We start from the raw sequence: 14,124 nt of genomic DNA on the forward strand, positions 1-14,124 counted from the left end.
CGGATCGAATGCGCGGCGGCTGCGCGGCCGGTCGGGGGGTTGGCAGGGCGCGGCGTTGCAGATAGCTTTGCCGCAAGCGGTCCGGAAAACTGACCGCAACTTTGGGAGAGAGTTCATGAAAAAGATGTTGGGCGGCGTTGCCGCTGTCGCAATCAGCGTTGCCTTTGTGTCGGAGGCCGCCGCGACCGAATGGAACGTGTCGGTTTGGGGCAAGCGGCGCGCCTTTACCGAGCATGTGGAGAAACTGGCCGAACTGGTGGCGGAAAAGACCGGCGGCGAATTCACCATGAACGTCAGCTATGGCGGGCTGTCCAAGCCGAAGGAGAATCTGGACGGTGTGTCCATCGGGGCGTTTGAGATGGCCCAGTTCTGCGCCGGCTACCATCCGGACAAGAACCGGCTGATCACCGTGCTGGAGCTGCCCTTTCTCGGGGTCAGCACGCTGAAAGAAGAGGTCGCGGTCAGCAACGCCGTCTATGCCCATCCGGCCGTGGCCAAGGAAATGGCGCAGTGGAACGCCAGGCTGCTGATGACCTCGCCGATGCCGCAATACAACCTGGTCGGCACCGGTGAGCCGCGCGATGAGCTGGCCGAGTTCGACGGCATGCGGGTGCGGGCCACCGGCGGTCTGGGCGAGGCGTTCAAGGCGGTGGGCGGCGTGCCCACCTCGGTGCCCGCGACCGAGGCCTATAACGCGATGGAATCGGGCGTGGTCGATACCGTCGCCTTTGCCCAGCACGCGCATCTGTCGTTTGGCACCATCAATCGGGCCGACTGGTGGACCGCGAACCTGAACCCGGGCACCGTCAACTGCCCCGTCGTGGTCAATACTGATGCCTATGACGCGCTGACCGATGCCGAGCGCGCCGCGCTCGACAGTTCGGTGGACGAGGCGATCGCCCATTACCTGGCCAACTACGGCGAGCTGCTGAAGCGCTGGGATACGGTGCTGGAAGAGAAGGGTGTGGAAAAGGTCGTGATCTCGGACGAGGTGCTGTCGCAGTTCCGCGACAAGGCGGCGGTGCCGGCGCGCGACAAGTGGATCGCCGACATCACGGCGCAGGGTCTGCCGGGGCAGGAGCTGTATGACCTGGTGGTGACCACGCTGGACAACACCCGCGCAGGCAACTGAGCCACGCGCCAGGGGCCGGGTTCCGCGTGCGGGGCCCGGCCGTTTTACATAAAGACAAGACAATGGGAGTCTGAGCCATGGCCGGACATGTCCCGGTGCTGGAGGACGGCAGCCTGCTGAGCCGTCTGGACCGGAAGTTATTGCGACTGGAGCGGTCTCTCGGCCTGCTGAGCGGGCTGGCGGTGTTCAGCCTGATGGTGCTGGCGGTGATCTCGGTGGCGGGGCGAAATCTGTTCAACATGCCGCTGCCGGGCTATGTGGACTGGATCGAGCAGGTGATGCCGCTGGTCGCCTTTATGGGGATTTCCTTTGTTCAGCGCGACGGCGGCCATATCCGCATGGACATCCTGATCGGGCAGCTCAGGGGCCGGGCGCTCTGGGCGGCCGAGCTGGTCTCGGTGCTGCTGATGCTGGTGCTGATGATGGCGCTGGTCTGGGGCAGCTGGGCGCATTTCCAGCGCAGTTTCGATTTTGGCGCACCGCTGTGGAGCCGCGACAGCTCGATCGACATCGGGCTGCCGATCTGGCCGGCCAAGCTGTTGGCGCCGGTGGCCTTTTCGGTGCTGTGCCTGCGGCTGGTGCTGCAGGCCTGGGGCTATGGCCGGGCGCTGGTGCTGGGGCTGCACAACCCGGCGGCGGTGCCGCTGATCCAGGACACGGCGAGCCAGGCGGCGGCCGAGGCCGAACAGCTTGCAGGGCGGGGATAGAGCATGGAACCGATTGAAATCGGCCTGTGGGTCACCGCCGGGATGCTGGCGATGGTGGTATTGGGGATGCGGGTTGCCTTTGCCGCCGGCCTGGCCGGTCTGGTCGGGCTGATCCTGATCTTCTGGGCCAAGCGGGATTTCGGCGCCGAACATCTGGGCTGGGCGCTGACCGTGGCGATCAAGACCGCCGGGCAGGTGCCCCATTCCAAGGTCTCCAGCCAGGCGCTGAGCCTGATCCCCACCTTCATTCTGATCGGCTATCTGGCCTATTACGCGGGGCTGACGCGGGCGCTGTTCGAGGCGGCGAAACGCTGGATCGCCTGGCTGCCGGGGGGGCTGGCGGTCTCGACCGTGTTCGCCACCGCCGGCTTCGCCGCGGTGTCGGGGGCCAGCGTCGCGACGGCCGCCGTCTTCGCCCGCATCGCCATCCCCGAGATGACCGCGATCGGCTATGACAAACGCTTTGCCGCCGGGGTGGTGGCCGCGGCCGGTACGCTGGCCTCGATGATCCCGCCGTCGGCGATCCTGGTGATCTATGCGATCATCGTCGAGCAGGATGTGGGCAAGCTGCTTCTGGCCGGCTTCATTCCGGGCGCGTTTTCGGCGGTGATCTATGCGATCCTGATCGTCGGGATCGCCGTGGTGTTCAAATCGGTGGGCCCGCCGGTGCGCGGCTTTACCTGGCGCCAGCGGCTGGTGTCGCTGCCGCCGGCGCTGCCGATTCTCTTCGTGATCGTGATCATCATCTTCTTTGTCTACAATCCGTTCGGCGATGCCTGGGGCACCCCGACCGAGGGCGGCGCGCTGGGGGCCTTCGTGGTGTTCCTGATGGCGCTCTGGCGCGGTATGCGCTGGGCCGAGCTGAAATCGGCGCTGCTGGAGACGGCGAAGCTGGCGGTGATGATCTTTACCATCATCTGGGGGGTGCTGATCTATGTCCGCTTCCTCGGGTTCGCCGATCTGCCGGGGGCGTTTTCAGACTGGATCACCTCGCTGCAGATGCCGCCGCTGCTCATCCTGATCTGCATCCTGCTGGCCTATGCGGTGCTGGGGATGTTCATGGACGCCATCGGCATGCTGCTGCTGACGCTGCCGGTGGTCTATCCGGCGGTCATGGCGCTCAATGGCGGGGAATTCGTGACCGCTGCGGACAGCGCCTTTGGCATGTCGGGGACCATGTGCGCGATCTGGTTCGGGATATTGGTGGTGAAGATGGCGGAGTTCTGTCTGATCACGCCGCCGATCGGGCTGAACTGTTTCGTGGTGGCCGGCGTGGCGCCGGACCTGAGCGTGCAGGACGTGTTCCGCGGGGTGATGCCGTTCTTTGTCGCCGACGCGGTGACCATCGCGCTGCTGGTGGCGTTCCCGGGGATCGTGCTTTACCTGCCGTCGCTGGCGGGGTGAGGCGCGCCCGGAAAAGGTCCGGTGGACCTTTTTCGACGCCGAACGGGCAGAGCGCCGGGGCGGTTGACGCGATGAAGTGAACATGGAGAGAGGCGCCGTTGGCGCCTTTTTCTTTTGTGACTGAGAGCGCAAAGGTCCGCGCCCGACCCTGGGTGGGCGCAGCCCGGCCTGACCGCCGGGCTGACCTTTGAAATACGTTATTTCACATACTGCGCGCGGGAGTATCTGGGCAGAGAAGGAGCCGGGGGCGGCCGCAGGAAACCCCTCGCGTGCCGTGCGGGAACCGGATAAGCAGGCGCGATGCAGATGAGCGATGAGTTTGAGATCTTTCTGGTGGCCCTGCCGGGGCTGGAGCCGATGCTGTGCGACGAGGTGCGGGCGTTGGGGTTTGCCGGGGTGCGGATCGTGCCGGGCGGGGTGGCGTTGCGGGGCGGCTGGCCGGAAGTCTGGCGCGCCAACCTCTGGCTGCGCGGGGCGACGCGGGTGCTGGTGCGGATCGGGGAATTCCGCGCGTTTCACCTGGCCCAGCTGGACAAGCGGGCGCGCAAGTTCCCCTGGGGAGATTTCCTGCGCGCCGATGTGCCGGTGCGGGTGGAGGCGAGCAGCACGCGCTCGAAAATCTATCACGCCGGGGCGGCGGCGCAGCGGGTGGCGCGGGCGATTTCCGAGGAGCTGGGCGCGCCGATTGTCGAGACCGCGGAGGCGGTGGCGGAGGAGGGGGCGGTCCGGGTGATGCTGCGGATCGACGACAACCTCTGCACGCTGAGCCTGGACAGCTCTGGCGCCGGTCTGCACAAGCGCGGCCACAAGCTGGCGATGGGCAAGGCGCCGTTGCGCGAGAGCATGGCGGCGCTGTTCCTGCGCCAGTGCGGCTATACCGGGGCGGAGACGGTGGTGGACCCGATGTGCGGGTCGGGCACCTTCGTGATCGAGGCGGCCGAGATCGCCGCCGGTCTGGCGCCGGGGCGGACACGCGGCTTTGCCTTCGAGCGGTTCGCCGGGTTCGATGCGCAGGGCTGGGCGGCGATGCGCGCCGGCGGCGCGGTGGCGCGTGATCCGGGGCTGCTGTTCCATGGCTCCGACCGGGATGCGGGCGCGGTGCGCATGGCCGGCGAGAATGCCGAACGGGCCGGGGTGGCGGCATGGTGTGAATTCAGCCAGATGCCGTTCAGCGATATGACCCCGCCCGAGGGACCGCCGGGGCTGGTGATGGTCAACCCGCCCTATGGCGGGCGGATCGGCAACAAGAAGCTGCTTTACGGGCTTTACGGCGCCTTGGGCGGCGTGCTGAAGGAGCGGTTTTCCGGCTGGCGCGTCGGGCTGGTGACCAGCGAACCGGGGCTGGCCAAGGCCTGCGGGCTGCCGTTCGCGCCGCCGGGGGCGCCGGTGGCCCACGGCGGGCTGAAGGTGAAGCTCTATCGCTGTCAGGTGGCTTAAGCCGCCACCCACCGTTCTATTGAGCAAAGATACTGGCGCGGAACCAAACCCGCAGGGCGCCACTCGTGCATAGCAAAGCAATGCGCTGTGGGACGCGTGATGAGCAGCGCCCCGTTTCAGGGCGCCGCTCTGGCCGTTACGCGGCCACCCGGCGGCGGGAGGCGACGGCGTCGGCGAGTTCTTCCAGCACGGCGACGGTGTCGTTCCAGCCGATACAGCCGTCGGTGATGCTCTGGCCATAGGTCAGCGGTTCGCCCTCGACCGGCGTCTGCGCGCCGGCCACCAGGTGGCTTTCGATCATCATGCCGCGCACGCGGGTCTCCCCGGCGCGGATTTGGCCGGCCACATCGGCCGCCACATGGGGTTGCCGCGCGGGATCCTTGCCGCTGTTGGCGTGGCTGGCGTCGATCACGATGCGCGGATCAACGCCGGCTTTGACGGCGGCCTGCGCCACCGCCTCGACATCCCCGGCGCCGTAGTTGGTGCCGTTGCCGCCGCGCAGGATCACATGGCAGTCGGCGTTGCCGGTGGTATGCGCAATGGCGGCGCGGCCGTCGCCGGTGACGGCGGGAAAGTGGTGCGGCTGGCTGGCCGAGAGGATCGCGTCCAGCGCCACCTTGATGCCGCCGTCGGTGCCGTTCTTGAACCCCACCGGGCAGGACAGGCCGGAGGCCAGTTGCCGGTGGATCTGGCTTTCGGTGGTGCGCGCGCCGATCGCGCCCCAGGTGATCAGGTCGGAGAAATACTGCGGCGTGATCGGGTCGAGGAACTCGGTCCCCGCGGGCAGGCCCATGCGGTTGATGTCCAGCAGCAGGTGGCGGGCGATCCTCAGCCCCTCGTCGATGCGGCAGGTGCCGTCGAGGTAGGGGTCGTTGATCAGCCCCTTCCAGCCGACGGTGGTGCGGGGTTTCTCGAAATAGACGCGCATCACGATTTCCAGCCGGTCCGACAGCCGGGCGCGCTGCTCGGCCAGGCGGGCGGCATAGTCGCGGGCCGCTTCGGGATCGTGGATCGAGCAGGGGCCGACCATGACCAGCAGCCGGTTGTCGTGGTTCTCGAAAATCGCGCGGATGGCGTCGCGTCCGTCGGTGACGGTGCGGGTCACGGCGGCGTCGCGGGGCAGGGTGCGGATCACCTCTGCCGGGGTCGGCAGCGGTCTGAGTTCGAGAATGCGAAGGTCCTGGGTTTGGGTGAGCATCGGTCTGTTGGTCCTCTGAGTGTGTTTCGAGAGGGTCTGACCGGGCGCCTGAAACTGAAAAGCCGCCGGTCGGACCAGCGGCTTGAAGGTTTGGGTGTATCGCGTCGTTTCGCCTACACAGCCACCTGCATCCGCTGGGGTGAGCGGAACCAATAAAAGTAGGTGGCAAAGGTGTAGGTCTGGGTCATGGCATATCGAATAGGGGATTTCGGCCGGTGTGTCACCCCGGAAATTGGCGTTTTCGGGGAGGGGGGGTGGGTCGACCCAGCGCGGAACAAGGTGCAAAGCGCCGCCGGGCAGCGCCCGGTCGCGCCCTCTGGGGTGCGGACTGGGGTGCGGCCTGTCAATCGCCCTCTGTCGCGCCGAGGGAGATTGACAGGCCGCTTGTGCGGGTGCAGGTTTGCCGCACTCACCCGGGGGGTCCCGACAAGGGGCTGAGATACTGATCGTGCGGCAACGCGCAGCGCAGTGACCCGACGAACCTGATCCAGTTCATACTGGCGGAGGGATGGTGCACCGGCTGCGCGGCCATGTCCGTGATGTTTCGACAGGCGTATTCCACGCGGCCAACCTCCATTCGACGCGGAACTGGGTCTCCAACGCTTTGAGCTTAGGAGGCTCCGACCCATGAAAGACCTTTCTCCGACCGTCACCACCGGTCCGCTCCCGGCCTCGCGCCGGGTGTGGCACGCGGGCGAGCGGCACCCCGATATCCGGGTGCCGATGCGCGAGATCGACCTGCACCCGAGCGCCGGCGAGCCGCCGGTCACCGTCTATGACAGCTCCGGCCCCTATACCGACCCGGAGGCGGAAATCGTCCTCGATCAGGGCCTGCCGCGGCTGCGCGAGGGCTGGGTGACCGCGCGCGGCGATGTTGCGCGCTATGACGGGCGCCATGTGAAACCCGAGGACAACGGCTTTGCCGAGGGGACGCGGCTGGTGCCGGAGTTTCCGGTGCGCCATGCGCCGCTGCGGGCGAAGGACGGCCAGGCGGTGACGCAGATGGCCTATGCCCGCGCCGGGATCGTCACGCCCGAGATGGAGTTTGTGGCGATCCGTGAAAACCTGGGCCGCAAGGCGATGAAGGAGGCATTGGTGCGCGACGGCGAGGATTTCGGCGCCGAGATCCCCGATTTCATCACGCCGGAGTTCGTGCGCAACGAGGTGGCGAAGGGCCGGGCGATCATCCCGGCGAACATCAACCACCCGGAGGCCGAGCCGATGGCGATCGGGCGGAATTTCCTGGTGAAGATCAACGCCAATATCGGCAATTCCGCCGTCACCTCCTCGATGGCCGAGGAAGTGGAAAAGATGGTCTGGGCCACCCGCTGGGGCGCCGACACCGTCATGGACCTCTCCACCGGGCGCAACATCCACAACATCCGCGGCTGGATCATCCGCAACGCCCCGGTGCCCATCGGCACCGTGCCGCTTTATCAGGCGCTGGAGAAGGTGGGCGGCATCGCCGAGGATCTGAGCTGGGAGGTGTTCCGCGACACGCTGATCGAACAGGCCGAGCAGGGGGTCGATTATTTCACCATCCATGCGGGCGTGCGGCTGCACATGATCCCGATGACGGTGAACCGGGTCACGGGGATCGTGTCGCGCGGCGGCTCGATCATGGCGAAGTGGTGTCTGCATCATCACCGCGAGAGCTTCCTTTACGAGCATTTCGACGAGATATGCGACATCGCGCGGGCCTATGATGTGTCATTCTCGCTGGGCGACGGGCTGCGGCCGGGGTCGATTGCGGACGCCAATGACGAGGCGCAGTTCGCCGAGCTGGAGACCTTGGGCGAGCTGACCCAGATCGCCTGGGCCAAGGATTGCCAGGTGATGATCGAGGGGCCCGGCCATGTGCCGATGCACAAGATCAAGGCGAATATGGACAAGCAGCTGGCGACCTGCGGCGAGGCGCCGTTCTATACGCTGGGGCCGCTCACCACCGATATTGCGCCAGGCTATGACCATATCACCAGCGGTATCGGGGCGGCGATGATCGGTTGGTACGGCTGCGCCATGCTTTGCTACGTCACGCCCAAGGAGCATCTGGGGCTGCCCGACCGCGACGATGTGAAGGTGGGGGTGATCACCTACAAGATCGCCGCCCATGCCGCGGATCTGGCCAAGGGGCATCCGGCGGCGCAGATCCGCGATGGTGCACTTTCCCGCGCCCGGTTCGAGTTCCGTTGGGAGGATCAGTTCAACCTGAGCCTCGATCCGGAAACCGCGCGCTCGATGCATGACGAGACCCTGCCGAAGGAGGCCCATAAGGTGGCGCATTTCTGTTCGATGTGCGGGCCGAAATTCTGCTCGATGCGCATCAGCCACGACATCCGCGCCGAGGCGCAGAAGGAGGGGATGGCGAAGATGGCCGAGAAATTCCGCGAGGGCGGAGAGATTTACCTGCCGAAGGAGGACAAGAAATGAAAGACGTGATCAGCCAGACCCCCGGACCCCTGTTGCAGGCGCTGCGGGCCGAGCCGCCGCTGGTGCAGTGCATCACCAACTATGTGGCGATGAATATCGCGGCCAATGTGCTGCTGGCCGCCGGTGCCAGCCCCGCGATGGTCTCGGACGCCGAGGAGGCCGGCGAGTTCGCCCGTATCGCCGGGGCGCTGACCTGCAATATCGGCACTCTGAGTGCGCCGTTCCTTGCGGGGATGCGGGCGGCCATCGAGGGGGCGCAGGATGCGGGGCGCCCCTGGGTGCTGGACCCTGTGGCCTGTCAGGCGACCGCGTTGCGGCGCCGGGCGGCGGCCGATCTGGCGGCGCTGAACCCGGCGATCATCCGCGGCAACGCCTCGGAAATCCTGTCGCTGGCTGGCGAGGCGAGCAACGGGCAGGGCGTCGACGGGCGCGATCCGGTGGCGGTGGCCGAGGCCGGCGCGCGGCGGCTGGCAGAGCTGAGCGGCGCGGTGGTGGCAGTGACCGGAGAGGTCGATTTCGTCACCGACGGTGCCCGGGCGGTGCGGATCGCCGGCGGCTCGCCCTGGATGCCGCTGAATACCGCGCTGGGCTGTTCGCTGACCTGTCTCTGCGGCGCCTATGCGGCGGTGGCGGGCGATCCCTTTGACGCCGCCGTGGGGGCGCTGGCGCATTATGCGGTGGCGGGAACCCGGGCGCATCAGGCGGCGGACGGGCCGGGCTCTTTCGGCGTGCACTTCCTCGATGCGCTGCATGCGGTGACGCCAGAGGCGCTGGATGCCGGGGCGAAGATCGCCCTGGTCGCGGCGGTGCCCGCATGAGGGGTTTCGACCTCTCGGTCTATCTGGTGCTCGATCCCGGCCTTTGCGCCGGGATCGGGATGGTCGAGACGGCGCGGCGCGCGGTGGCGGGCGGTGCGACCATGGTGCAGTTGCGCGACAAGGAGGGCGGCACGGCGCGGATGGTGGAAACCGGGCGTGCGCTGATGGCGGCCTTGGCCGGGACGGGCGCGCGGTTGATCGTCAACGACGATGTGGCGGCGGCGGTGGCGATCGGCGCCGACGGGGTGCACGTGGGTCAGGGCGATATGAGCGCGGCCGAGGCACGGGCGTTGATCGGGGCGGCGGCGATTCTGGGGCTGACGGTGGAGCGGCCGGATCTGGCCGCCGAGGTCGATCCGGGGGTGGTGGACTACGTGGGCGCCGGGCCGGTCTTTGCCACGCCCACCAAGGCGGACCACAAGACGCCGGTGGGATTTGGCGGGCTGGCGGCGCAGGTGGTGGCAAGCCCGGTTCCGGCGGTGGCGATCGGCGGCTTGAAGGCGCAGCATGCGGGCGCGGCGCTGGGCACCGGCGCGCGCGGGCTGGCGGTGGTCTCGGCGATTTGCGGTCAGCCCGACCCGGAGGCGGCGGCGCGGGAGATTGCGGCGGCGGTGGCACGGGCGAGAAGAGGCGGTCTTGCCCAGTCGGCGGTCTGAATGCACTGAGGTTCGCACCCGCCCTGGGGGGCGGGTCGGGTGCGAACCGTGGCTGGCGCCCCGGGGGACGTGCGTTCAGCGCGCGGCCCTATGTCCATATCTCATGAAAATGGTGCAGGGGCCCGTGGCCTTGCCCCACATCGAGGCGATCGGCAGCGGCCAGCGCCCCTTGCAGGTAGGTCTTGGCCCGCGCCACCGCCTGCTCCATCGGCATCCGCGGCAACAGCGCGGCGATGGCGGCCGAGAGGGTGCAGCCGGTGCCGTGGTCGTTTGTAGTGGCGATGCGCGGGGCGGAGAAGCTTTGGGTGCCGGAGGGGCCGGAGAGCAGATCGGTGCTTTGCACGCTTCCCGCCAGATGGCCGCCTTTCAGCAGCACCCAGTCGGGGCCAAGCGCGCGCAGGGCAGGGAGGGTATCTGTCATCTCCTCCACTGTCCGGGATTCGGGCTGGTCCAGCAGCACGGCGGCCTCGGGCAGGTTGGGGGTGATCAGGGTCGCCAGCGGCACCAGTTCGGCCCTGAGCGCGGCGACCGCGTCCGGGGCGAGCAGGGCATCGCCGCTTTTGGCGACCATCACAGGGTCGAGGACCACGATACGCGCGCCATGAACCCGCAGCCGGTCGGCGACGGCGCGGATGATGCCGGCATCGGCCACCATGCCGATCTTGACCGCATCGACGCGCACGTCCTCGAACACCGCGTCGATCTGATCGGCCACGAACGCCGGCTCCAGCGCCGCCACGCCGCGCACACCGCAGGTGTTCTGCGCCACCACGGCGGTGATCACGCTCATTCCATAGGCCCCGAGGACGGAAAAGGTCTTGAGATCGGCCTGGATGCCGGCGCCGCCGGTGGGATCGGTGCCGGCGATGGTCAGCACATTGGAAATTGTCATGTGGCGCCCTCGTGTCGTGAGGCCAGCGGGGGAGAGCGCCTGCGCAGCCCGTCCCTTCGCCGGCATGATCCGGATCAGGTTCAAAGGGTCACTGCGCTGCCCGGGATCCCGGCCCGGATATATCGGGTCGGCGGGCCAGCAGAGTCTCAGCCCCTTGTCGGGGCCCCCCTCGGTGCGGCGGAGCATAGCAGGGCGGCGGGCATGTTCAATGGGAGCGGGCGAGGGCCGGGGCGGACAGACGAGATGATATCTGTCAAGCAATATCTATATATTGACAGTGATTGCCGGTAGGCATCTATATGATGTTGTCTTGGTGCCCGCGACTCGATGTGGGTGAAAAAGGGAAGCCGGTGCAAACCCGGCGCTGCCCCCGCAACTGTGAGCGGTGAGCCGAGGCCCGTTGACCCACTGGCGCAATTGCCGGGAAGGGGGGCCAGAGCGTTCGAACCGCGAGCCAGGAGACCTGCCATGACACGGAAACGACACTGGGCGGAGGGCCCGGGGGTGCCGAGTTGTCCGTGATCCCTCGTGGCGCGGCGGTCTGCGTCTCTGTCCCTCGCGTCCCGACCGGCACAGAGAACAGGAGACCCCGATGAGCATCACCGTCTATTCCAAACCGGCCTGCGTGCAATGCACCGCCACCACCCGCGCGCTGACCGCCAGGGGCATCGCATTCGATCTGGTCGACCTGACCGAGGACGACGCGGCGCTGGCGCGGGTCACCGCGCTGGGCTACCGCCAAGCGCCTGTGGTGATGGCGGGCGACGAGCATTGGGCCGGGTTCCGCCCCGACAAGATCGGCGCGCTGGGCTGAGCCGGACCGATGGGCGGGCTGATCTATTTCTCGTCCCGGTCGGGCAACACGGCGCGGTTCGTGGCCCGGCTGGGACGGGCGGCGGCGCGCATCCCGATCGCGCCGGATCGGCCGATGCCCGCCCCGCGCGCGCCCTTTGTCCTGATCACGCCGACCTATGCGGACGGGGCGGGGCACGGCGCGGTGCATAAACAGGTGATCCGGTTTCTGAACGATCCGGAAAACCGTCACCATCTCCGCGGCGTGATCGCCGGGGGAAATCGAAATTTCGGGGCGCTGTTCGCCTCGGCCGGCGATGTCATCGCGCGCAAATGCGCGGTGCCCGTGCTCTATCGTTTCGAGCTGGCCGGGACTGAGACCGACATCGCCAGGGTCAGCGAAGGATTGGACAGATTTTGGAACATGCAGTGCTCGACAGCGACCTGAGCGACGCGGCGCCGGCCAGGGCGATGCCCGCCGAATGGCAGGGGCTGGATTACCACGCGCTGAACGCGATGCTGAACCTTTACGACGACGAGGGGCGCATCCGTTTCGACGCCGACCGCATGGCGGCGCGGCAGTATTTCCTGAGCCATGTGAACCAGAACACGGTGTTCTTTCACTCGCTGGAGGAAAAGCTGCGGTATCTGGTCGACGAGGGATATTACGAGGCCGGGACGCTGGCGCAGTATTCCCCCGACTTCCTGCGACGGATCTGGGACGCGGCATTCGCGGCGCGGTTTCGCTTTCCGACCTTCCTCGGGGCTTTCAAGTATTACACCAGCTACACGCTGAAAACCTTTGACGGAAAACGATATCTTGAGCGGTTCGAGGATCGTGTCGTGATGGTCGCGCTGGCGCTGGCGCAGGGCGATGAGCATCAGGCGATGGCGTTGATGACCGAGATCATCGAGGGCCGGTTCCAGCCTGCGACGCCGACCTTTCTGAATGCCGGCAAGGCGCAGCGGGGCGAGCTGATTTCCTGTTTCCTGCTGCGGCTTGAGGACAACATGGAGAGCATCGGGCGCGGGATCAATTCGGCGCTGCAACTGTCCAAACGCGGCGGCGGCGTGGCGCTGTTGCTGACCAATATCCGCGAGCACGGGGCGCCGATCAAGGGGATCGAAAACCAGTCCTCGGGCGTCATCCCGGTGATGAAACTGCTGGAGGATTCCTTTTCCTACGCCAACCAGCTGGGCGCGCGGCAGGGGGCGGGGGCGGTGTACCTCAACGCCCACCACCCGGACATCCTTCGGTTTCTCGACACCAAGCGGGAGAACGCGGACGAGAAGATCCGCATCAAGACGCTGAGCCTTGGCGTGGTGGTGCCCGACATCACCTTTGAACTCGCCAAGAAGAACGAGGAGATGTACCTGTTTTCGCCGCATGACGTGGAAAAGGTCTATGGCCTGCCGTTCTCGGAAATCTCGGTGACCGAGAAGTATCACGAGATGGTCGACAACCCGAAGATCCACAAGAAGAAGATCAACGCGCGCGCCTTCTTCCAGACCATCGCCGAGATCCAGTTCGAGAGCGGCTATCCCTACATCATGTTCGAGGACACGGTGAATCGCGCCAACCCGGTGGCGGGGCGCATCAACATGTCGAATCTGTGTTCGGAGATCCTGCAGGTCAACGAGGCGAGCGCGTTCAACGAGGATCTGAGCTACAGCCATATGGGCACCGATATCTCCTGCAACCTCGGCTCGCTGAATATCGCCAGGGCGATGGACGGCGGCGATCTGGGGGCGACGGTGGAGACGGCGATCCGGGCGCTGAACGCGGTCAGCGAAATGTCGGCGATCGATTCCGTGCCCTCGATCCGGCGCGGCAATGACGAGAGCCATGCGATCGGCCTTGGCCAGATGAACCTGCACGGGTTCCTGGCCCGCGAGCGGATCCATTACGGCAGCCCCGAGGGCGTGGATTTCACCAATATCTATTTCGCCACGGTGCTCTATCACTGCCTGCGCGCCTCCAACGCCTTGGCGAAGGAGCGGGGGGCGAGCTTTGCCGGGTTCGAGAAATCGAAATACGCCGACGGCTCGTTTTTCGACACCTATGTCGACCGCGACTGGCTGCCGGAGACCGACGCGGTCAAGGCGCTGTTCGATCGCTTCGGGGTCGAGGTGCCGACGCGGGAGGATTGGGCGGGACTGCGCGCGGCGGTGATCCAGGGCGGGCTCTACAACCGCAACCTTCAGGCGGTGCCGCCGACCGGGTCGATCAGCTATATCAACAACGCCACCTCTTCGATCCACCCGATCACCGCCAGGATCGAGATCCGCAAAGAGGGCAAGATCGGCCGGGTCTATTACCCGGCGGCCTATATGACCAACGACAATCTGGAGTTCTACAAGGACGCCTATGAGATCGGGCCGGAGGCGATCATCGACACCTATGCCGCCGCCACCCGGCACGTGGATCAGGGGCTGTCGCTGACGCTGTTCTTCAAGGACACGGCGACGACGCGGGATATCAACCGCGCCCAGATCTATGCCTGGAAGAAGGGGATCAAGACGATCTATTACATCCGCCTGCGCCAGATGGCCCTGGCCGGGACCGAGGTGCAGGGATGCGTGTCCTGTTCGTTGTGATGCCTGGAGCGGTGGGCCGATCGCCCACCCCACCCGAGACCCATAGGGCGGGCGATTTGC

General features: G+C 66.7%; 12 protein-coding genes and 3 riboswitches. Of the genes, 10 read left to right on the forward strand and 2 right to left on the reverse strand.

Going from position 1 to position 14,124, the window contains the following annotated elements; translation table 11 throughout:
* The first annotated feature begins 115 nt into the window (after positions 1–115).
* The 4 genes from E1832_RS03750 (at position 116) to E1832_RS03765 (ending at position 4,680) form a co-directional block, all read left to right on the forward strand.
* Positions 116–1,132, forward strand: a complete 1,017-nt coding sequence (locus E1832_RS03750) for a C4-dicarboxylate TRAP transporter substrate-binding protein (protein WP_133358394.1) — start codon at positions 116–118, stop codon at positions 1,130–1,132.
* 77 nt (positions 1,133–1,209) lie between these two features.
* A complete protein-coding gene (locus E1832_RS03755) occupies positions 1,210–1,839 on the forward strand; it encodes a TRAP transporter small permease subunit (protein WP_133358395.1) in 630 nt (209 codons plus the stop codon).
* A gap of 3 nt (positions 1,840–1,842) precedes the next feature.
* Positions 1,843–3,243, forward strand: a complete 1,401-nt coding sequence (locus E1832_RS03760) for a TRAP transporter large permease (RefSeq protein ID WP_133358396.1) — start codon at positions 1,843–1,845, stop codon at positions 3,241–3,243.
* 300 nt (positions 3,244–3,543) lie between these two features.
* A complete protein-coding gene (locus E1832_RS03765; RefSeq protein WP_133358397.1) occupies positions 3,544–4,680 on the forward strand; it encodes a THUMP domain-containing class I SAM-dependent RNA methyltransferase in 1,137 nt (378 codons plus the stop codon).
* A 136-nt stretch (positions 4,681–4,816) separates the two neighbouring features.
* On the opposite strand, the gene E1832_RS03770 is transcribed toward E1832_RS03765, so the two are convergent.
* Positions 4,817–5,878, reverse strand: coding sequence for a 3-deoxy-7-phosphoheptulonate synthase (locus E1832_RS03770; RefSeq protein WP_133358398.1), 1,062 nt, complete (start codon positions 5,876–5,878; stop codon positions 4,817–4,819).
* Positions 5,879–6,282: 404 nt separating this feature from the next.
* Positions 6,283–6,405: riboswitch (TPP riboswitch) on the forward strand.
* Positions 6,406–6,505: 100 nt separating this feature from the next.
* Between E1832_RS03770 and thiC the strand changes: the two genes are divergently transcribed.
* From thiC to thiE, 3 genes are read left to right on the forward strand one after another with little or no spacing between them, the layout of a single operon-like run.
* Positions 6,506–8,308 carry a phosphomethylpyrimidine synthase ThiC gene (gene thiC, locus E1832_RS03775; protein ID WP_133358399.1) on the forward strand — a complete coding sequence of 601 codons (1,803 nt, stop codon included), beginning with the start codon at positions 6,506–6,508 and terminating at the stop codon, positions 8,306–8,308.
* On the forward strand, positions 8,305–9,126 hold the full coding sequence (gene thiM / locus E1832_RS03780) for a hydroxyethylthiazole kinase (RefSeq protein WP_133358400.1): 822 nt from the start codon (positions 8,305–8,307) through the stop codon (positions 9,124–9,126). Before thiC ends, thiM begins: the two co-directional genes overlap by 4 nt.
* A complete protein-coding gene (gene thiE / locus E1832_RS03785) occupies positions 9,123–9,782 on the forward strand; it encodes a thiamine phosphate synthase (protein WP_133358401.1) in 660 nt (219 codons plus the stop codon). Before thiM ends, thiE begins: the two co-directional genes overlap by 4 nt.
* Positions 9,783–9,870: 88 nt before the next feature.
* Here thiE and thiD read toward each other — a convergent pair whose 3' ends face one another.
* Positions 9,871–10,674, reverse strand: coding sequence for a bifunctional hydroxymethylpyrimidine kinase/phosphomethylpyrimidine kinase (gene thiD, locus E1832_RS03790; protein ID WP_133358402.1), 804 nt, complete (start codon positions 10,672–10,674; stop codon positions 9,871–9,873).
* Between the two features lie 48 nt (positions 10,675–10,722).
* Positions 10,723–10,847, reverse strand: a riboswitch (TPP riboswitch).
* Positions 10,848–10,968: 121 nt separating this feature from the next.
* A riboswitch (cobalamin riboswitch) is annotated at positions 10,969–11,159 on the forward strand.
* Between the two features lie 107 nt (positions 11,160–11,266).
* Here thiD and nrdH point away from each other — a divergent pair.
* The 3 genes from nrdH to nrdE are packed head-to-tail and all read left to right on the forward strand — an operon-like array spanning position 11,267 to position 14,064.
* On the forward strand, positions 11,267–11,488 hold the full coding sequence (gene nrdH, locus E1832_RS03795; protein ID WP_133358403.1) for a glutaredoxin-like protein NrdH: 222 nt from the start codon (positions 11,267–11,269) through the stop codon (positions 11,486–11,488).
* 9 nt (positions 11,489–11,497) lie between these two features.
* Positions 11,498–11,914, forward strand: coding sequence for a class Ib ribonucleoside-diphosphate reductase assembly flavoprotein NrdI (gene nrdI, locus E1832_RS03800; protein ID WP_133358404.1), 417 nt, complete (start codon positions 11,498–11,500; stop codon positions 11,912–11,914).
* Positions 11,915–11,937: 23 nt separating this feature from the next.
* Positions 11,938–14,064, forward strand: coding sequence for a class 1b ribonucleoside-diphosphate reductase subunit alpha (gene nrdE / locus E1832_RS03805; RefSeq protein WP_133358432.1), 2,127 nt, complete (start codon positions 11,938–11,940; stop codon positions 14,062–14,064).
* Positions 14,065–14,124 lie beyond the last annotated feature (60 nt).

This window comes from Antarcticimicrobium luteum, from assembly GCF_004358185.1.
GTDB classification, from domain to species: Bacteria; Pseudomonadota; Alphaproteobacteria; order Rhodobacterales; family Rhodobacteraceae; genus Antarcticimicrobium; species Antarcticimicrobium luteum.